Origin of the sequence: Aeromonas salmonicida subsp. salmonicida (assembly GCF_001643305.1) — a bacterium.
In the GTDB taxonomy this organism is placed as follows: Bacteria; Pseudomonadota; Gammaproteobacteria; order Enterobacterales; family Aeromonadaceae; genus Aeromonas; species Aeromonas salmonicida.
Map to the genome: position 1 here is coordinate 1 of NZ_LSGW01000047.1, position 19261 is coordinate 19261.

Annotated in this window: 15 protein-coding genes, 2 tRNA genes and 2 pseudogenes; 5 read left to right on the plus strand and 14 right to left on the minus strand. The window is 58.7% G+C overall.

The genetic code is table 11. The annotated features are described in order from the left end of the window. Window positions 1–359: 359 nt before the first annotated feature. Entirely contained in the window at window positions 360–1208 is an 849-nt protein-coding gene (locus tag AXW79_RS05810; RefSeq protein WP_005317493.1) for a patatin-like phospholipase family protein, read from the minus strand. Between the two features lie 143 nt (window positions 1209–1351). On the opposite strand from AXW79_RS05810, the gene AXW79_RS05815 reads away from it, so the two are divergent. The 3 genes and pseudogenes from AXW79_RS05815 (at window position 1352) to fumC (ending at window position 5205) form a co-directional block, all read left to right on the plus strand. Further along, entirely contained in the window at window positions 1352–2716 is a 1365-nt protein-coding gene (locus AXW79_RS05815; RefSeq protein WP_005317496.1) for an endonuclease/exonuclease/phosphatase family protein, read from the plus strand. 229 nt (window positions 2717–2945) lie between these two features. Continuing rightward, on the plus strand, window positions 2946–3686 hold the full coding sequence (gene pepE / locus AXW79_RS05820) for a dipeptidase PepE (RefSeq protein ID WP_005317499.1): 741 nt from the start codon (window positions 2946–2948) through the stop codon (window positions 3684–3686). A gap of 124 nt (window positions 3687–3810) precedes the next feature. Then, a pseudogene (gene fumC, locus AXW79_RS05825) lies at window positions 3811–5205 on the plus strand (class II fumarate hydratase). Between the two features lie 66 nt (window positions 5206–5271). On the opposite strand, the gene AXW79_RS05830 reads toward fumC, so the two are convergent. Beyond that, the gene (locus AXW79_RS05830; RefSeq protein ID WP_011898431.1) at window positions 5272–5664 is read right to left on the minus strand and encodes a DUF1090 domain-containing protein; all 393 of its coding nucleotides are present in this window, start codon (window positions 5662–5664) and stop codon (window positions 5272–5274) included. Between the two features lie 159 nt (window positions 5665–5823). On the opposite strand from AXW79_RS05830, the gene AXW79_RS05835 reads away from it, so the two are divergent. Both AXW79_RS05835 and AXW79_RS05840 read left to right on the plus strand, forming a co-directional pair. Further along, the gene (locus AXW79_RS05835) at window positions 5824–6177 is read left to right on the plus strand and encodes a DsrE/DsrF/TusD sulfur relay family protein (RefSeq protein WP_005317505.1); all 354 of its coding nucleotides are present in this window, start codon (window positions 5824–5826) and stop codon (window positions 6175–6177) included. Between the two features lie 137 nt (window positions 6178–6314). Beyond that, window positions 6315–7397: a protoglobin domain-containing protein gene (locus tag AXW79_RS05840; RefSeq protein ID WP_005317508.1), complete on the plus strand. Its 1083-nt coding sequence runs from the start codon at window positions 6315–6317 to the stop codon at window positions 7395–7397. Here AXW79_RS05840 and AXW79_RS05845 read toward each other — a convergent pair. The 12 genes and pseudogenes from AXW79_RS05845 to tpiA all read right to left on the minus strand — a co-directional run bounded on the left by AXW79_RS05845 (window position 7394) and on the right by tpiA (window position 19133). Next, window positions 7394–8704: pseudogene (locus AXW79_RS05845) on the minus strand (MFS transporter). The gene AXW79_RS05840 and the pseudogene AXW79_RS05845 sit on opposite strands and share 4 nt — an antisense overlap. Before the next feature lie 41 nt (window positions 8705–8745). Then, window positions 8746–10887, minus strand: a complete 2142-nt coding sequence (pnp, locus tag AXW79_RS05850) for a polyribonucleotide nucleotidyltransferase (RefSeq protein WP_011898429.1) — start codon at window positions 10885–10887, stop codon at window positions 8746–8748. A 167-nt stretch (window positions 10888–11054) separates the two neighbouring features. After that, a complete protein-coding gene (gene rpsO / locus AXW79_RS05855) occupies window positions 11055–11324 on the minus strand; it encodes a 30S ribosomal protein S15 (protein WP_005317514.1) in 270 nt (89 codons plus the stop codon). A gap of 144 nt (window positions 11325–11468) precedes the next feature. Continuing rightward, window positions 11469–12428: a tRNA pseudouridine(55) synthase TruB gene (gene truB / locus AXW79_RS05860; RefSeq protein WP_005317516.1), complete on the minus strand. Its 960-nt coding sequence runs from the start codon at window positions 12426–12428 to the stop codon at window positions 11469–11471. Window position 12429: 1 nt separating this feature from the next. Then, complete coding sequence (rbfA, locus tag AXW79_RS05865; protein WP_005317518.1) at window positions 12430–12864, minus strand: 30S ribosome-binding factor RbfA; 435 nt, start codon at window positions 12862–12864, stop codon at window positions 12430–12432. 55 nt (window positions 12865–12919) lie between these two features. Beyond that, window positions 12920–15616 (minus strand): translation initiation factor IF-2, encoded by a 2697-nt coding sequence (infB, locus tag AXW79_RS05870; RefSeq protein WP_005317521.1) that lies wholly within the window; start codon window positions 15614–15616, stop codon window positions 12920–12922. Window positions 15617–15636: 20 nt separating this feature from the next. Then, window positions 15637–17139, minus strand: a complete 1503-nt coding sequence (nusA, locus tag AXW79_RS05875) for a transcription termination factor NusA (protein WP_005317524.1) — start codon at window positions 17137–17139, stop codon at window positions 15637–15639. 14 nt (window positions 17140–17153) lie between these two features. Beyond that, a complete protein-coding gene (gene rimP, locus AXW79_RS05880; protein ID WP_005317527.1) occupies window positions 17154–17612 on the minus strand; it encodes a ribosome maturation factor RimP in 459 nt (152 codons plus the stop codon). Between the two features lie 166 nt (window positions 17613–17778). Continuing rightward, window positions 17779–17855: transfer RNA gene (locus tag AXW79_RS05885), tRNA-Met, on the minus strand. Window positions 17856–17947: 92 nt separating this feature from the next. Further along, window positions 17948–18032 (minus strand) — tRNA-Leu (locus AXW79_RS05890). A gap of 9 nt (window positions 18033–18041) precedes the next feature. After that, window positions 18042–18368, minus strand: a complete 327-nt coding sequence (gene secG / locus AXW79_RS05895) for a preprotein translocase subunit SecG (RefSeq protein WP_005317530.1) — start codon at window positions 18366–18368, stop codon at window positions 18042–18044. Further along, a complete protein-coding gene (gene tpiA / locus AXW79_RS05900) occupies window positions 18369–19133 on the minus strand; it encodes a triose-phosphate isomerase (protein ID WP_005317532.1) in 765 nt (254 codons plus the stop codon). It lies immediately after the preceding gene. Window positions 19134–19261 lie beyond the last annotated feature (128 nt).

Here is a 19261-nt window from a genome sequence, read left to right on the forward strand (position 1 = left end):
GCGACGAATGAGATCGCACAAACTGGACTGAGTTCCCTTCCTCCGGTGAACTACTATTCGGAACAGCTATTTAAAAAGCACCAGTCAGGAAAGTTCCCCACCGGCTTTATTATTCCGTCACAATTTGACTCGTGGATTATTTAGCTCAACTTAACAGTGATATTTCTTCATGCCATCAATGCTGACCATTTTGCTTTAAATATCGCAAACTATTATCCAGCAGCATATTAAGCGGACGAGCAAACGCTGGCTCTGGTAATCAAGACAGGAAGTGACGGGCGGGATGATTCATCGCTGACCCGTAGCGGCATCGCCATGGTTTTTCATGGTGGCGGCCCCGGGCGGAGCCGCCCAAAGACTCAAGACTGGGCCAGGTCGGCTGCAAGATACTCCAGGGCCGCCCGCCAGCCCATTTGGTAACCCTGCTCCAGCCGCCCCTTGTCTGTGGTCATGCGACCGACCCGAAAGCCCGCCGGCGGGTGAATGAGCCGGATGCGGCAATCCGCCGGTGGCTGGCGGATGAAGTCGATGGCGTCGTTGTAGCTGCGATGGCGCACCAGGCTGGCGCGAGCCAAGGCCGGGGTCTGGCGCAGCAGATAACGGTGCAGGGCCGGCAGACGTGGCGCCCGCTTGCGATAGCCGAGGGGGCGGGAGAGCACCACAGTTATATCGCGTGCCCCCTGTTCGTAGGCGTATCGCACCGGGATCGAGTCAGCCACCCCGCCATCCGTCATGGCTTCCCCGCCGATGCGCACGAAGTCGCGATAGACCAGGGGCACAGAACAGGAGGCCTTGATCTGCTGCTCCAGCTCGGCCGCGTTCCCCTTGAGGTAGGCGGCCTGACCGTCCGAGACCCGGGTGGTCACCACTGTCAGCGGCACCTGATTGACGGCAAAGCGGGCCAGATCGAGTCGGCACTCGCGGATGGTGATCTCCCACAGCCAGTCGAGATCGAGCCAGTGACCGCCACGCACGAACCTGGCCAGACTGATGAACTCGGGGCGGCAGGAGTAGTCCGTGATGACGCTGTGGTTGCGTCCCCGCTGACCGGCCAGAAAAGCCGCCAGATTGACCGCTCCCGCCGAGACCCCGATACAGTGATCGAACGCCGTCCTGCCCTGTGCCAGAAAAGCATCCAGCACACCCGCGGCAAAAATGCCGCGCATGGCGCGCCCCTCGACCACCAGGGCCGTTTGCCGCCGACTCATCTCACCTCCCGCTGAATTTGCTCTGTGAATGGACTCACACTTTGACCCATTCAGAGCCCGGCTGCTGGCCGGGATCCCTATAATGAGCACGCCTTCGCTCCCCATGAGCAAGGTATAACTTATTGATGCTACGGAATATTACAATGAAAAATATCAGCAAATCCCTACTCGCCGCTGCCATTTCCCTCGGATTGATGGCAGGCTGTCACAGCAACAATGACTCCGAGACTCCAGATACCATGGTTCGCTTCGCTACCTTCAACCTCTCCTTTGATCGCACCGCTCCTGGCATGCTGAGCGGGGAACTGGCCCTGACCCGCGCCGAGCAGGACACCCTGCTGGCTCGCCTCGCTGACGGCGGCCTGAGCGGCGCAGAGAAGACCAAAGCCCTGGACGTGCAGCAGATCCGCAATATCGCCGAGATAGTGCAGCGCACTCGGCCGGATGTGTTCCTGCTCAACGAATTCGACAACGACGGCAAAGGCGAAAATACCGCCGACCTGAAGGCGTTCAACGACAACTACCTGGCCCACGCCCAGCACAGCGAGGTGCAGGCCATCAGCTACCCTGTGCTGCAAAACTTCGCCACCAACACAGGCCTGATGAGCGGCCATGACCTCAACCTGGATGGCAAGGTGGGCAGTGGGCCGGACGACGCCTGGGGCTTTGGCAACTACCACGGCCAGTACGCCTTCGCCGTCATGTCCCAGTACCCCATCGACACCAAGCAGATCCGCACCTTCCAGCACTTCAAGTGGAAGGACATGCCGGGCGAATCGAACCCTGTCATCGACGACTGCAACAACCCCAAGGCGCCGATCCCGGCCGGCCGCCAGTGCGGCGATGCTTGGTATGACGCCGCCGCCTGGCAGGCGTTCCCGCTCTCCTCCAAGAACCACGCAGATGTACCGGTGCGCATCAAGCGCGGCAACAAGGAGGAGGTGATCCACTTCCTCGTCTCCCACCCGACCCCGCCCATCTTCGGCAACGCGGCGCGCCACAACGTCAAGCACAACCGCGCCGAAGTCGCCTTCTGGCAGGACTACGTGGAGACCGCCAGCTACATGGTGGATGACGCGGGCAAGGCCGGCGGCCTGGCCGAGGGCGCCAAGTTCGTCATCGCCGGGGATCTCAACGCCGATCCCCAGATTGGCGACGGGGATCTCACCGCCATTCAGGATCTGCACAACCATGTGCTGGTCAATCAGGCGGTCACCAACGGCGCCATCATACCGGTCAGCCAGGGTGGCCCCGAGTGCCTCGCCAGCCAGCCGGATCAGTGCAAACGCAACAACAAGCGCCCCACCCCGGAGCGCATCACCAGCAGCAGCGGCCTGCAGCTCGATCATGTGCTGCCCTCCGCCAACCTGAACGTGGTCGCCTCCGGCGTGTTCTGGCCCGCCAGCTTCGAGCCGGGCTATCACCTGGTGTACGACGCCAAGCTCGGCATCGCCAAGGGGGTCAGCTCGGATCACCGGCTGGTGTGGGTCGACTTCAAGCTCGACTAAACAACGAGCGTTTTCAACAATCAGGGGGCCCGCGGGCCCCCTGATTGTTTTCAAACAAAGTGAAGCGCCCTTGGCCGCCGCAAACGCCAAGGGGCACGGTAATGGGGGCTATTGCCATGGTGGGGCGACGGGATCACAGAACACGGGCACCAATGAGGCTAGAATGGGGACTCTTGTCGCCAGGCTCTGGCGATGATGCCTCCGCTTTCACTCATCGAGGACACACTTCATGGAACTGCTTCTTCTCAGCAACGGTAAAGCCACCGAATTTCCGGGTCTGCTCGGTTGGGCCCGGGATAGGGTGCAAACCCTGCTCGCCCGCAAACAGGTCAAACGCATACTGCTGATCCCCTACGCCGTGATCCGCAGCGACTGGGATGCCCGCGCCCGCGATCTCACCGAGAGTCTGGGGGTGGAAGCCATCAGTATTCATCAGTTTGATGACCCTGTGGATGCCATCAATCAGGCTGATGCCATCTTCATCAGCGGTGGCAATACCTGGCGCCTGAACCAGCTACTGCACGAATATGGTCTGGTCGTGCCAATCCAGCGCGCGGTACGCGAGCGGGGCGTGCCCTATGTGGGCTGGAGCGCAGGTTGCAATGTGGCAACCCCCAGCATTCGCACCACCAACGACATGCCGGTGTGCAACGCCGCCGTGCTGCCTGCGCTGGGCCTGTTCCCGTTGCAGATCAACCCTCATTATCTGGATGCCAGCATCAGCGGCCACATGGGCGAAACCCGCGACGAACGTCTGGCGGAGTTCTGCGCCATCAACCCGAGCGAATACGTGGTGGCCCTGCGCGAAGCCAGCCTGCTGCAGATAAGCGGTGAGAGCAGCGGCGACACCCTCGAATACTGGAGCGCCCGCGGCGAGAGCTACAAGATCTTCAAACACGGCGAGGAGGTGGAGGAATTCATGAATGCCACCCCGCTGGCGAAGTTGACCCCCTTTAGCCCTCACGGCTGACTGCCCATGAAAAAGGGAGCATAGAGGTGAGGTGCTGATCTGAGCCGCCGAACCTGCGGTTTGCCATGCTGTGAGGGGCAAGGGATCTTCCCTCGCCCCTTGTTTTGTTAGACGGGAGTATGCGATGACGACACGGATCGAACACGACAGCTTCGGGGAGATAGAGGTGCCAGCCGAACGGCTGTGGGGCGCCCAGACCCAGCGCTCCCTGCTCCACTTCGATATCTCGGGGGAGCGCCAACCCGCCGAGCTCATCTGCGCCCTGGCCCGCATCAAGTCTGCTTGCGCCCGGGTCAATCACGCCAAGGGGTTGTTGCCCGCCCGCACGGCCCTGGCCATCATGAGCGCCGCCGATGAAATCCTGTGCGGCCTGCATGAGGAGGAATTTCCACTGCGCGTCTGGCAGACAGGCTCTGGCACCCAGACCAACATGAATGTCAACGAGGTACTGGCCAACCGGGCCAGCGAACTGCTCGGCGGTCCGCGGGGGCAGGGCTGTCTCGTCCATCCCAACGATCAGGTCAACCTCAGCCAGTCGAGCAATGATGTCTTCCCGAGCGCCATGAACCTGGCGGCCGTCACTGCCATTACCTTGCAACTGCTGCCCGCCCTGATCACCCTGAGCGCGACGCTGGCCCGCAAGGCCCACGCCTTCGACGACATCGTCAAGATTGGCCGCACCCACTTGCAGGATGCCACTCCGCTCACCCTGGGGCAGGAGTTCTCCGGTTGGGTCGCCCAGCTGGAACAGGGGGAGCGCCACATTCGAGCCGCCCTGCCCCATCTGTGCGAGCTGGCGCTGGGGGGCACGGCCGTCGGCACCGGCCTGAACACGCCACCCGGTTTTGCCGATGCCGTGGCTGCCACCCTGGCGGAGCAGACGGGCTTGCCGCTGGTGAGCGCCCCCAACAAATTCGAGGCGCTGGCGAGCAGCGATGCCCTGGTTCATGCTCACGGCGCCCTCAAGACGCTGGCCGCGTCACTCATGAAGATCGCCAACGACGTACGTTGGCTGGCCAGCGGCCCCCGCAGCGGGCTCGGTGAGCTGCTCATCCCGGAAAATGAACCCGGATCCTCCATCATGCCCGGCAAGGTCAACCCGACCTAGTGCGAGGCGCTCACCATGCTGTGTGCCCAGGTGATGGGCAACGACGTGGCGATCAACATAGGTGGCGCCAGCGGCAACTTCGAGCTGAACGTCTTCCGCCCACTGATCGCCCATAACTTTTTACAGAGCGTGCGTCTGCTGGCCGACGGCATGCAGAGCTTCCACGACCACTGCGCCACCGGCATCACTCCCAACCGGGCACGCATAGACGAGCTGCTGGCCGGCTCTCTGATGCTGGTCACGGCACTCAACCCTCACATTGGTTACGACAAGGCGGCCGAGATAGCCAAGCGGGCACACAGTGAGGGGCTCAGCCTCCGGGAAGCCGCCATCGCCTCCGGCCACCTCACGGCGCAGGAGTTCGATGCCTGGGTAGTGCCAGCCAACATGGTGGGTCGACGGGGGCTCTGACATGAGTGCCTGCTGAAAAATGAAAAAGCCGGGCATGCCCGGCTTTTTCATTGTGCAATTCGTCGTTCAGGGTTTGATCAGCTTGCTCAGGGCATCCAGCTCGCTCTGGGCGGCCAGCAACTTGGCCTGTGCCTCTTCCAGCTTGGCCTGCTTCTTGGCGATCTTGTCCGGCTTGCCCGACACACGCGCATTTTGCAACTCGAGCAGCCGCTCGTTCACCTGCTCTTTCAGCTTGGCTACCTGTTGCTGCTGCTCCTTGAACAGACCGTCATCGGTACAGTGGGCCTCTATGTTGCGCAGCGCCTGCTCCAGCCCGGCTATCTGATCCGCATTATTGTGCGCCTTGGCGAAGACCAGCTGATCCGCCACTGCCTGTTGCCGAGCCTTGCAGCCTACCTGCTGGCTGCCATAAGCCTGACCGGCCAACAGCAGCATACTTATTCCGAAAACCTTCCACATAACGACCTCATTCCTCTGTCATGTTTGATGGTCGCCTATCAGACCGTACTCGGCCAACCGGGTCAAGTCATGCGCAAACCGGTACGACAGAGTTTGTGCAACATCACGCCAATACAGGCCGGCCGAGTCTAGAATGGTGTTTTCGTGATGGAGTCTCTTATGAATCAACATATTGTCATCATTGCCAACGGCGCCCCCTATGGCAGCGAGTCCCTGTTCAATACCCTACGTCTGGCCATCGCTCTCAATGAGCAGGGTGGCGCCAGCCTGCAGCTGTTCCTGATGTCCGACGCTGTCAGTGCCGCCCTGGCGGGGCAAGCCCCGGCCGAGGGTTACAACCTGCGCCAGATGCTGGAGATACTGCTGGCACAGGGCACCGCCATCCGTCTGTGCAAGACCTGCACCGATGCCCGCGGCATCACGGCGCTGCCCCTCATTGAGGGGATCGAGATTGGTACCCTGCCACTGCTGGCCCAATGGACACTGGCGGCCGACAAGGTGCTGACCTTCTAGCCAGCTCACAGCCTCACAGGCACAAGTCTTGATCGGCAGGGAGCCTGCGCCATTTGAAAACCATCACCCTGTTTTACTGTCTACACTGTCAGTTAGATAGCAATGTGCGCCCCCTCATATTCGTTCAGGGAACTACCATGAATCCAACCGAACAGACCCTGCTGGAACAGATGCGGATCACCGAGTTTGAGATCGCCCATCGCAAGGAGTTGCTACTGCTGGACGAGGACGACTTCACCCGGCTCGCCAGCTATCGTTCCAAGATAGAACCCCATATCGATGTGCTGGTCGACAAGTTTTATATACTGCAGACCGGGATCACCGAGATTGCCCTGCTGATCGGCGATGCCGATACGCTGACAAGACTCAGAGCGGCTCAGCGCCGTTACATCCTCGACCTGTTCAGCGGCCTGTATGACCTGGAGTACGTCAACAACCGGCTGCGGATCGGGCTGGTGCACAAGCGGATCGGGGTGGAACCCAAGCTCTATCTGGCGGCCATCAATACCCTCAAGGGGTTGCTCATCGAGGATATCTTCACCCAGATAGCCCATGAGCCCGAGCGCATCGCCATGCTGACCGCCCTCGACAAACTGTTTCTGTTCGACATTACCCTGGTATTCGAAACTTACATCCGCAGCCTGGTCTCGGAGATAGAGTCATCCAAGGAGAAATCGGAGATCTATGCCAAAGCGCTGGAGGAGAAGGTCCGGGAGCGTACCCAGCAACTGGAGGAGATGAGCCGCACCGATGCTCTCACCGGCCTGCTCAGCGTGCGCCACCTGCAGGAGAACCTGACCCGCACCCTGCGCACCTGCCAGCGTCGGGCCGAGCCAGTGGTCATCGCCTACCTCGATATCGACGACTTCAAACAGATCAACGACACCCAGGGGCACCAGCGGGGAGACGAGATACTGCGCATAGTGGGTGCGTCCATCCGCAAGGTGTCACGGGCCGAGGACTGCTGCTTTCGTTACGGCGGAGACGAGTTCTGTCTGATCCTGCCCAACTGCAGCGAGGATCAGGCCAGAGACGTCTATCTGCAACGGCTGACCCACACACTGGCAGAGCAGATAGGTGATGTGACCCTCAGCATCGGCCTGGTGCAAACAGGGCCATTGCAGTTCGACGAGGGCAACAGCCTGATCCGGCTGGCCGACGAGCGCATGTATGCCGCCAAGAAGGCGCTGAAAGAGGTGAATCCGAAAGAGACCCACTAGCCTTGCTGGGCACAGGATTTCGCCACCTCGGGGCGCGGGATCCGGGCCCCCCATTCGTACAACAGAAACGTCAGCACGCAGAGCAGCGTCATCAGTATGTAGAGCAACTGTCCACTCCACTGCTCGATAATCCAGCCTCCCAGCACGGCGCCGATGGCCCCACCCAGCCCGGCCAGCGCACCGGCTCCGAAATAGCTTCCCTTGAGATGAGGGGGCGACATCTGGTCGATCAGCACGTTGAGCAGCGGAAACAAAATGGTCTACCCCACGCTCAGCAACAGCACGGCCCCGATCCAGTGTGACCACTGCTGGGGATCCCCCAGCGCGAACAGCACCTGAGCGCCCAGAAACAACATGATGCCGACCTGCAGCCGTACCTTGTGCGGCCAGCGGGCAAGCAGATGCAGCAGCGGGAATTGCAGCACAACCACGGTCAGTGCATTGGTGGTCACCAGGATGGCGACCAGTTTCGCCACCTCTGGGGTTTCTGCCCGCGTCAGGTATTGCACCAGCGGCGAGTGAAACTGGGAGTAGACCAGCACCATCAGCAGATTGGCCATCACCAGCAACAGAAAACCCAAATCCAGCCACAGCACCTTGATGGCGGCGCGCAGACCCAGGCCGCCGCTGCGCTGCTCGCCCTCAATCAGCTGGCGAAAACCCCAGACGAAGGCGGCCCCCAGCAGCAGATAGCTGCCGGAGAGCAGCAAAAAAGTGTGCTGCTGGGCACTGATCCCCAGCGTCACCCCAAGCAGGGGCCCGATCGCCGCCCCCAGGTTGAGCAAGAAGTAACGCAGGTGGAGTGCCAGCTCGCGGGCCTTGGCAGAGATAAGGCTGTCGGCCATCAACGCCTTGCCGGGCGCATCGATCAAGCCGGAAGAGAGGCCGCTACCGAGCACCCCTACCCCTAACCAGAATACTGAGTGGGCAAATCCCAGCAGGCCGTAGCAGAGCAGCGCGACCAGACAACCGGCCAGCAAGATGTTGCGCCGCCCCAGCTTGTCCGACAGCCAGCCGCCATAGAAACTGACCAGGGTCGAGATCGCCGCGGTCGCCCCCAGCATGGCACCGATACTGGTGGCCGAAAGGGCATACTCCCGATAGAGCAAGATGGAGAGAAACGGCCAGACCATGTAATAGCTGGTGCGCACCATGAAGGTACCCAGGATCACTGTCCAGACCAGAGGGGGAAACTGCCTGAGGAGGGCCCACGACATCATACTGCTCCTTGTTGCCCGTCGCGCGGGGAGCTCTCCGTTGTAACAGAGGGTCTCATAGGAAACAAGCGTGGCGGACAGCGGACACAAAAAAGCCGACCCTGAGGTCGGCTCTTCACAGCGCAGCAGCCTTATTCGGCAGCCGGCTCTTCGACAGCGGCTACGTCAGCAGCAGGAGCAACGGCTTCGGTCGGTGCATTCGCTTCCTTGATGGAGAGACGCACACGGCCTTGACGGTCCACTTCCAGTACCTTCACCTTCACCACGTCACCGAGCTTCAGGAAGTCGGCCACGTTCTGCACGCGGGCATCGGTGATTTGGGAGATGTGTACCAGACCGTCTTTACCCGGCAGGATATTGACGAAGGCGCCGAAATCGGCCAGACGCACAACCTTGCCTTCATAGATGCGGTTCACTTCGATCTCGGCAGTGATGGCTTCGATACGACGGATCGCTTCCATGGCCGCTTCGTTGGCCACGGCGGAGATGCGGACGGTACCGTCATCATCCAGCTCGATGTTGGTGCCAGTCTCTTCGGTCAGCGCACGGATCACGGAGCCACCCTTGCCGATCACGTCCTTGATCTTCTCGGGATTGATCTTGATGGTGTGGATACGCGGCGCGAAATCGGAAATCTCGGCACGCGGCGCCTGGATGGCTTCGTCCATCACTTTCAGAATGTGCAGGCGAGCACCACGGGCTTGCTTGAGGGCAATCTCCATGATCTCTTTGGTGATGCCTTCGATCTTGATGTCCATCTGCAGCGCAGTGATACCTTGGGTAGTACCGGCCACTTTGAAGTCCATGTCGCCCAGGTGATCTTCGTCACCCAGGATGTCGGACAACACGACGAAACCTTCTTCTTCCTTCACCAGACCCATGGCGATACCGGCAACGGAGGCCTTGATCGGCACACCCGCATCCATCAGCGCCAGGGAGGAACCACAAACGGAAGCCATGGAGGAGGAGCCGTTGGATTCGGTTATTTCAGACACCACGCGCACCACGTACGGGAACTCGGCGGCGCTCGGCATCACGGCAGCAACGCCGCGCTTGGCCAGACGACCGTGACCGATTTCACGACGCTTGGGGCTGCCCATCATGCCGGTTTCACCGACGCAATACGGCGGGAAGTTGTAGTGCAGCATGAAGCGGTCGGCGCGGTGGCCAGCCAGCTCGTCGATGTTCTGGGCGTCACGCTCGGTACCCAGGGTCGCAACGACGATGGCCTGAGTCTCACCACGGGTGAACAGGGCAGAGCCGTGAGCGCGGGGCAGAATGCCGGTACCGACGGAGAGGGCACGGATCATTTCCGGATCGCGACCATCAATGCGCGGCTCGCCACGTACGACACGACCACGAACGATGCGGCTTTCCAGGCTGTGGAACTCTTCGCCAATCTTCTTGGCATCGTCTTCCACGCCAGCGGCGATCACTTGCTCGATCACGCGCTGCTTGATGGCACCGATGGCGGCGTAACGCACGGCCTTCTCGGTGATGCGGTAGGCTTCACCCAGTTCAGCTGTAGCCAGCTCGGCAATCTTGGCCTTGAGGGCTTCGTTGGTCGCAGGCGGGGTCCAATCCCATGGCTGGGTACCCACATCGGCGGCAAACTCGTTGATGGCGTTGATCACGACTTGCATCTGCTCGTGGCCATATACCACGGCGCCCAGCATCACCTCTTCAGAGAGGATGGCCGCTTCGGATTCCACCATCAGCACGGCGTTGGCGGTACCGGCAACCACCAGATCCAGATCGCTCTGGGGCAGTTCGGCAGTAGTCGGGTTCAGCACATACTGACCGTTCATGTAACCCACGCGAGCAGCCGCAATCGGGCCACCAAACGGGATGCCGGAGATGGCCAGTGCAGCAGAGGCACCGATCATGGCAACGATGTCCGGGGAAACCAGCGGGTTCACGGACATAACGGTGGCAACCACCTGAACCTCATTGAGGAAGCCTTCCGGGAACAGCGGACGAATAGGACGGTCGATCAGGCGGGAGGTGAGGGTTTCGCCTTCGCTCGGACGGCCTTCACGACGGAAGAAACCACCCGGGATACGACCAGCAGCATAGGTACGCTCCTGGTAGTTGACGGTCAGCGGGAAGAAATCGCGACCGTGATCGGCCTCTTTCTTGCCGACGACGGTCACAAATACGCAGGTATCGTCCATGCTGACCATAACGGCCGCAGTGGCTTGACGGGCCATCACACCGGTTTCCAGAGTGACGGTGTGTTGACCGTACTGGAATGACTTTACAATAGGATTCACGTGAATTTCCTTTTTACAATTTGGCTCTTTAAATTCGCGTGCAAGTATACTTGATTCGAACCAAAAGGTAAGCAGTGACACACATTCTGTGAGGATGGCAACAGCCTGACGGACAATAAAAAAGGGGAACCCTGAGGTTCCCCTTTTTCGCGAAATCTGATGGTCGATTAACGACGCAGACCCAGCTTGGCGATCAGAGCAGCATAACGCTGAACATCTTTACGCTTCAGGTAGTCCAGCAGCTTGCGACGCTGGGAAACCATGCGCAGCAGACCACGACGACCGTGGTGATCTTTAGCGTGCTCTTTGAAGTGACCTTGCAGATGGTTGATCTGGGCAGTCAGCAGGGCAACCTGCACTTCGGGGGAGCCAGTGTCGTTGGCGCAACGAGCGTTGTCAGCAACGATGGAAGCTTTGATCTCAGCATTTAGAGACATGGTATTACTCCAATAGAGTGTTTAAAGGTTCACAGCCAATCTCTAATTCAGCCGTGAAATGAGGGCGGTATCATAATCGTCCTCGTCACTTTTCGCAACGAGAAAGAGGCGCAGCGGGGAAGACGCCCTGATACCGCCTGAGGATCACTCCTCGTCGTGTTCATCGTGGTAGCGAACCAGACGCTTGGGGGCAACCCGCCCTTCATCGTCGATCTCGCCCACACCGATGAACTCACGCTCCGGGCCCACCGTCATGCGAACCTGGCCGCTTTGCGGCGCGCCAGCTACCTGCACGGCTTGACCCTGGTTCACATAGGCGGCGACTGCCGCCAGCATGTTCACCTCGGGCAGTGCGGCCACGGCGGTATCCATCGGCAGCAACAAGGGGTCGAGCTGCTCCCGTGGCGGGATACTCTCGGCCTTGGCCTGTTCGAAGATGCACTCGAGCTGTTCCAGAGTCAGCATCCGCTCATAGGGATACGTGGCCACCTGGGTACGGCGCAGCTGGGTAACGTGTGCGCCACAGCCCAGCACTTCACCCAGGTCGTCCACCAGGGAGCGAATGTAGGTGCCTTTGCTGCAGTGCACTTCCAGCTTGACCTCATCCCCTTCAAAGCTGATGAGCTTGAGCTCGAACACAGTGATGGGGCGGGCTTCCCGCTCGATCTCTATGCCTTCACGGGCATATTCGTAGAGCGGGCGACCGTTGTGCTTGAGGGCAGAGTACATGGACGGCACCTGCATGATGGGGCCGCGGAACTGGTCCAGCGACTCGATCAGGGTACCCAGGGCCACGTTCACCGGACGTGTGGAGACCACCTCGCCGTCGGAGTCGCTGGTGTTGGTGCGCTCGCCCAGCTTGGCGGTCACCTCATAGCGCTTGTCCGCCTCCAGCAGATACTGGGAGAACTTGGTGGCCTCGCCGAGGCAGATCGGCAGCATACCGGTCGCCAGCGGATCCAGAGCGCCGGTGTGACCGGCCTTGGCTGCGTTGTAGATACGCTTGACCTTCTGCAACACATCGTTGGAGGTCAGACCGGTCGGCTTGTCCAGCAGCAGGATGCCGTGTACGTCACGACCCTTGAAACGGCGTCTACGAGACATCTCAGGCTTTATCCTCAGTTGTATCATCCGGTGCGGCTTCGTCTTCTTCACGGCCGGCTTCGGCCATGCGACGCTTGTCGTCACGCACTGTGTTGGACACCAGGTTGGAGATGCGCATCCCCTCGACCAGGGTCTGGTCGTAGTAGAAGCGCAGCTCGGGCACCACCCGCAGGCGCATGGCGCTGCCAAGCAGGCTGCGGATGTAGCCGGCCGCTTCGGTCAGGCCCTTGAGCCCTTCCGCGATGCGCTCGGCATCGATATCCAACTGCAAGAAGGTGACATAAACCTTGGCATAGTTGAGGTCCTTGGACACTTCCACGTCCGAGACGGTTACCATGCCGATGCGCGGGTCCTTGACCTCACGCTGCAAGATCAGCGCGATTTCGCGCTGGATCTGCTGGCCGACCCTGTTGGTCCGGCTGAATTCTCTGGCCATATTCTATCCTGCGATAAAAGGGGGCCGCAGCCCCCTATTTTGTCTAACTGTCGGCTTACAGAGTCCGTTGAATTTCAATGGTCTCGTAAACTTCGATCTGGTCGCCTTCGCGTACGTCGTTGTAGTTCTTGACCGCGATACCACACTCGTAACCGTTGCGGACTTCGTTGACGTCATCCTTGAAGCGACGCAGGGATTCCAGCTCGCCTTCATAGATAACCACGTTGTCACGCAGAACACGGATGCGGTTGGAACGCTTGACCACACCTTCGGTAACCATACAGCCGGCAACGGCGCCGAACTTCGGTGACTTGAAGACGCTACGCACTTCAGCCAGACCGATGATCTCCTGACGATACTCAGGAGCCAGCTTGCCGCTCATGGCCTGCTTCACTTCGTCGATCAAATCATAGATGACGGAGTAGTAACGCAGATCCAGGCTCTCGGATTCGATGACCTTGCGCGCAGAAGCGTCGGCACGGACGTTGAAGCCCACCAGGATGGCGCTGGAAGCCGCAGCCAGAGTGGCGTCGGTTTCGGTGATGCCACCAACACCCGAGCCCACGATCTTGACTTTGACTTCGTCGGTAGAGAGCTGGACCAGCGCATCGCAAATGGCTTGCACCGAACCCTGTACGTCAGCCTTGATCACCACGTTCACTTCGGACACTTCGCCCTCGGTCATGTTGGCGAACATGTTTTCCAGCTTGGCCTTCTGCTGGCGAGCCAGCTTGACGTCGCGGAACTTGCCCTGACGATAGAGCGCCACTTCACGGGCTTTCTTCTCGTCACGTACAACAGTGGCTTCGTCACCGGCAGACGGCACCCCGGACAGACCCAGGATTTCCACCGGCAGGGACGGACCCGCTTCCTTGATCTCGCGACCAAGTTCGTCACGCATGGCACGAATACGACCGTATTCCAGACCACACAGTACGATGTCGCCCTGGCGCAGAGTACCTTCTTGTACCAGCACTGTGGCAACAGGACCACGACCCTTGTCCAGGAAGGACTCGATCACGACGCCGCTGGCCATGCCATCGACTACCGCTTTCAGTTCCAGTACTTCGGACTGGATCAGGATGGCTTCCAGCAGATCGTCGATACCTTCGCCTGACTTGGCAGAAACATGGACGAACTGGCTATCGCCACCCCAGTCTTCTGACATGACGTTGTAACGGGCCAGCTCGGTCTTGACGCGATCCGGATCCGCTTCAGGCTTGTCGATCTTGTTGACCGCAACCACGATGGGTACTTCAGCCGCCTTGGCGTGCTGGATGGCTTCGATGGTCTGCGGCATGACGCCGTCATCGGCAGCAACAACCAGAACGACGATATCGGTCGACTTGGCACCACGAGCACGCATGGAGGTAAACGCAGCGTGACCCGGAGTATCCAGGAAGGTGATCATGCCACTGTCGGTTTCGACGTGGTAAGCACCGATGTGCTGGGTAATACCACCGGCTTCGCCAGCAGCAACCTTGGCTTTACGGATGTAGTCGAGCAGCGAGGTCTTGCCGTGGTCAACGTGGCCCATGATGGTCACGACAGGAGCACGGGACTTGGCTTCGGAGGTCTCGTCACGATCGGACAGTACCGCCTCTTCCAGTTCGTTCTCACGGCGCAACACCACCTTGTGACCCATCTCTTCGGCGACCAGCTGAGCTGTCTCCTGATCGATCACCTGGTTGATGGTGGCCATGGCGCCCATCTTCATCATCGCCTTGATGACTTCAACACCCTTGACGGCCATCTTGTTGGCCAGTTCGGCTACAGTGATGGTTTCGCCAATGACAACGTCACGGTTAACCACAGCTGCGGGCTTGTTGAAGCCGTGCTTCATGGCGTTGGGCATGGCCATCTTGCCGCGCTTGCCTTTGCGGGCACGCGGGTTGCGGGAGTCGCGATCGTCTTCACGACGACCGGCCTTTTTCGGGGCCTTGACCGCTGCAGCAGCCGTGCGACGACTGGTCTCTTCCTTCCGGTCCAACTCGTCTTCTGCGGCTTGCGCATGCTTGTTGGTGGTCAGATGATAGTCACTGCTCTCTTTGGCGCGAGCAGCTTCTTCTTCAGCCCAGCGAGGGCCGTTCTGTTCCGCCATGAGACGAGCCTCTTCGGCTTTCTTGGCGGCGAGTTCTTCTGCTTTTTGCAAAGCTGTTTGTTCCTGTTGGCGCTTCAGTTCTTCTGCTTCGCGCTTGGCCATCTTTTCTGCCTCTTGCTGAGCTGTGCTACTGGCTGCTTTGGCGGGCTGTGGAGCCTGTCGAGCCTTTGATTGTGCCTCGATCCGCGCCTTTTCCTCAGCTTCACGACGAGCCTGCTCAGCCTCACGGCGAGCCTTCTCTTCAGCATCGAGACGAACCTTGTTCTCGGCCTCGCTACGAGCTTTTTCTTCTGCTTCCAAACGCGCTGTTTCCTCGGCTTCCGCCTGGCGCTGTTCATCTTCCAGCGCCGAGCGTTTTACATAGGTGCGAGTCTTGCGCACTTCAACCTGCACTTCCTTGTTCTTGCCGCCAGTCCCCTGAACACTGATGGTGCTCTTGGTCTTGCGCTGCAAAGTCATGCGGGCTGGTGCGGTGAGCTCGTCACCTCCATGCTGTTTTTTCAAGTGAGCCAGCAGAGTCTGTTTTTCAGACTCGCTGACGAGGTCGTCGGCCTTGCTCTTGCTGATACCGGCATCGACAAACTGCTGGAGAAGACGATCAACCGGCGTGTCGATGTCAGTGGCAAGTTGTTTGACTGATACTTCTGCCATTCATTTTCCTCCGTTTGATCTTATTCAGACTGCTCTTCTCCGAACCAACAGATATTGCGAGCAGCCATAATCAGCTCACCGGCTTTCTCAGCGGTCAGCTCTTCAATGTCGGCAAGGTCGTCGATACCTTGCTCTGCCAAATCTTCCAGGGTGCCGACACCACGCGCGGCCAGGGCATATGCCATGTCGCGACCGAGGCCAGCCAGATTGAGCAGGTCTTCGGAAGGCTCTACGCCGTCCAAGGATTCTTCTTTGGCCAGGGCCTTGGTGGTCAGGACATCCTTGGCACGCTTGCGCAGCTCTTCCACCATGTCTTCGTCCAGACCGTCGATGGCCAGCAGCTCATTGACGGGTACGAAGGCGATCTCTTCCAGGGTGGAGAAGCCTTCTTCCATCAGCAGACCGGCGAAATCGTCGTCAATGTCCAGGGCGCTGGTGAACAGGGTCAGGATGCGATCGTTCTCGGCCTGGTGCTTGGAGCGCATGTCCTCGACGGTCATGACGTTCAGCTCCCAACCGGTCAGCTGGGAAGCCAGACGCACGTTCTGACCGTTGCGACCGATGGCCTGGGCCAGGTTGGCGGCTTCCACGGCGATATCCATGGTGTGGTTGTCTTCATCCACTATGATGGAGGCCACATCGGCCGGCGCCATGGCATTGATCACGTATTGTGCGGGGTTGTCATCGTACAACACTATGTCGGCACGCTCACCGCTCAGCTCTGCAGAGACAGCTTGCACACGAGCACCACGCATGCCGATACAGGCACCGATTGGGTCGATACGACGATCGTTGGTCTTGACGGAGATCTTGGCGCGGGAGCCCGGGTCACGGGCGGCGCCCATGATTTCGATCATCTCTTCACCGATTTCCGGTACTTCGATGCGGAACAGCTCTTTCAGGAAGTCCGGGCTGGAGCGGCTGACGAACAGCTGGGAACCACGGGCTTCTGGACGCACGGCGTAGAGCAGACCACGAATACGGTCGCCCGGACGGAAGGTCTCGCGCGGCAGCATGTCGTCACGGAAGATCACGGCCTCGGCATTGCTGCCCAGATCCAGGATCACGTTGTCACGATTGCTCTTCTTGACCACACCGCTGATGATGGTGCCTTCCTTGTCCTTGAACTGGTCAACGACTTGGGAACGCTCGGCTTCGCGCACTTTCTGCACGATAACCTGCTTGGCGGTCTGGGTGGTGATACGGTCGAAGGTAACAGAGTCAATCTGATCTTCTACATAGTCACCGAGCTGGATCTCGGGCTGCTCGATCTGAGCGGCTTCGAGGGTGATTTCACCGTACGGGTTCTCCATTGCAGCCTGATCGGCCACAACAACCCAGCGACGATAGGTTTCGTAGTCACCGGTCTTGCGATCGATTTCAACCCGAACTTCAATCTCGCCTTCATATTTTTTCTTGGTCGCAGTCGCCAGCGCAGTCTCCAGAGCCTGGAAAATCTTCTCGCGGGGTACCGCCTTCTCGTTGGATACAGCGTCAACGACCAGCAAAATCTCTTTATTCATATCCGATAGCCTCGTTAACCAAAGTTCGGCACTATGTTCGCTTTTTGGATATTGGTGAAAGCCAACACGTCGTCCTTACCATCTACTGTCAGGGTGATCATGTCGCCTTGCACAGCTTTGATTACGCCTTTGAACTTGCGGCGGTTATTTGTTGCCATCCGCAGCTGCACTGCCGCCTCTTGGCCAACGTATTTTTCGAACTGGGCAACCTTGAACAGCGGACGATCCAGACCAGGGGAGGATACTTCCAGGAAGTATTCTTCTGTGATGGGATCTTCGACATCCATGATGGCGCCAACCTGGTGGCTGACTTCAGCACAGTTTTCGACAGTCACACCATTCTCGCCGTCGATAAAGACACGCAAAGTGGAGTGGTTACCCGCGCGGATAAACTCAATACCCCAAAGTTCAAAACCCAAGGCAACGACCGGAGCCTCGAGCAGATCGGTCAAACGTTGTTCCAACGTAGCCAAAGTCACCCTCCGAAAAACAAAAAAAGGGCATAAAGCCCAGATAGATATCGATTCAGAGTAAATCGCACATAACAAAAAGCCCCGATGTCAAATCGGGGCTTGGCGCTTTACCCTGATTGTCGCCTCGCAGCGACCGCCTTCCTGAGGGTAGGAAATGCGTGAAATTTGGTTGCGGGGGCCGGATTTGAACCGACGACCTTCGGGTTATGAGCCCGACGAGCTACCATGCTGCTCCACCCCGCGTCCGAAATCGTGCGAGATTATAGCCAGTTCATTCTCTTCATACAAGACTGAGTGACTATAATACACCCGGTTACCCGAGTTCACTGCTTAATTGGTGCCGTGGGCGGGACTCGAACCCGCACACCCTAGAGCACTACCCCCTCAAGATAGCGTGTCTACCAATTCCACCACCACGGCAAAACTCACTTATTGGGGAACGTCAGTATCTTTGTTTACTGGCGCTTTGGTCTGCTCAACCTGTTCGGTTTGTTGCAGATTTTCCCATTCACTACCCTGTTTGACCTTGTGGCTGGACATAGAGCCAAGCACCAAACTAACCAGAAAGAACAGAGTAGCCAAAACTGCTGTTGTTCGGGTCAGGAAACTGCCTGAACCACCGGAGCCGAATACGGTATTCGATGCCCCTGCGCCGAAGGAGGCGCCCATGTCAGCCCCTTTACCTTGCTGAATCATCACCAGACCAATCAGAGCCAGTGAAACCAGCAGATAAACGACTAAAAGAATTTCGTACATTTAACTTGCACCCTTTGCCGCTTCAACAATTCCTAAAAACGTCTTGTCATCGAGGCTTGCTCCACCAATCAGGCCGCCGTCAACGTCGGGCTGGGCAAACAAATCTCTCGCATTGGTCGGTGTCACGCTCCCACCATAGATGATTCTAACTTTCTCACCTATTACTGGAGTATCCTCCGCCAAGCGACCGCGTATAAAGGAATGAACCTCTTGTGCCTGCTCGGGTGTGGCGCATTTACCTGTACCTACAGCCCAAATCGGCTCGTAGGCGATGATAGCATTATCGAAAGCCATCGCGCCATTTTTCTCTATGACGATATCCAGCTCTTCAGCGATCACCTCAAAGGCTCTTCTCGCTTGCCTCGCTGCACCTGACTCAGCCAAACAGAGGATGGGGATCAAGCCTGCCGCTCTGGCTGCCGCAAACTTCTCTGCGACGATAAAGCTGGTCTCACCAAAGAGACGCCTGCGCTCGGAGTGCCCTACAAGTACGTAACGACACCCTGCCTCAACAAGCATCTCACACGAGACTTCACCCGTATAAGCGCCTTGTCGGTGCTGACTCACATTCTGAGCCCCCAACTTCATTACCTTTTGCTCGTTGAGCAGTGCGGCGGTGAAGTCGAGATGCACATGGGATGGACACAAGACCACATCTACTTGCTCGTCAATACCTTGCAGGCATTGGTCAGTAAACTGCTCTAACTGCGACCTACTGCCGTGTAACTTCCAGTTGGCTGCTACAAACGGCTTGCGATGTCCCATCGGCAACTCCCTTGCGAAAGCGGGGCTGATAATATCCAGAGGATTGTCAGCTGACAAGTGCTATTTTGAATTTTCGAATCGTTTGAACAAGATACAACCAGGGCGACTAAAAAGCCGCCATTATTGTT

What these genes read in the sequence shown, in the direction of transcription:
- AXW79_RS05810 (WP_005317493.1), bottom strand. Translation starts at nt 1,208, where the DNA reads ATGAGTCGGCGGCAAACGGCCCTGGTGGTCGAGGGGCGCGCCATGCGC.
- AXW79_RS05815 (WP_005317496.1), top strand. Translation starts at nt 1,352, where the DNA reads ATGAAAAATATCAGCAAATCCCTACTCGCCGCTGCCATTTCCCTCGGA.
- pepE (WP_005317499.1), top strand. Translation starts at nt 2,946, where the DNA reads ATGGAACTGCTTCTTCTCAGCAACGGTAAAGCCACCGAATTTCCGGGT.
- AXW79_RS05830 (WP_011898431.1), bottom strand. Translation starts at nt 5,664, where the DNA reads ATGTGGAAGGTTTTCGGAATAAGTATGCTGCTGTTGGCCGGTCAGGCT.
- AXW79_RS05835 (WP_005317505.1), top strand. Translation starts at nt 5,824, where the DNA reads ATGAATCAACATATTGTCATCATTGCCAACGGCGCCCCCTATGGCAGC.
- AXW79_RS05840 (WP_005317508.1), top strand. Translation starts at nt 6,315, where the DNA reads ATGAATCCAACCGAACAGACCCTGCTGGAACAGATGCGGATCACCGAG.
- rpsO (WP_005317514.1), bottom strand. Translation starts at nt 11,324, where the DNA reads ATGTCTCTAAATGCTGAGATCAAAGCTTCCATCGTTGCTGACAACGCT.
- truB (WP_005317516.1), bottom strand. Translation starts at nt 12,428, where the DNA reads ATGTCTCGTAGACGCCGTTTCAAGGGTCGTGACGTACACGGCATCCTG.
- rbfA (WP_005317518.1), bottom strand. Translation starts at nt 12,864, where the DNA reads ATGGCCAGAGAATTCAGCCGGACCAACAGGGTCGGCCAGCAGATCCAG.
- infB (WP_005317521.1), bottom strand. Translation starts at nt 15,616, where the DNA reads ATGGCAGAAGTATCAGTCAAACAACTTGCCACTGACATCGACACGCCG.
- nusA (WP_005317524.1), bottom strand. Translation starts at nt 17,139, where the DNA reads ATGAATAAAGAGATTTTGCTGGTCGTTGACGCTGTATCCAACGAGAAG.
- secG (WP_005317530.1), bottom strand. Translation starts at nt 18,368, where the DNA reads ATGTACGAAATTCTTTTAGTCGTTTATCTGCTGGTTTCACTGGCTCTG.
- tpiA (WP_005317532.1), bottom strand. Translation starts at nt 19,133, where the DNA reads ATGGGACATCGCAAGCCGTTTGTAGCAGCCAACTGGAAGTTACACGGC.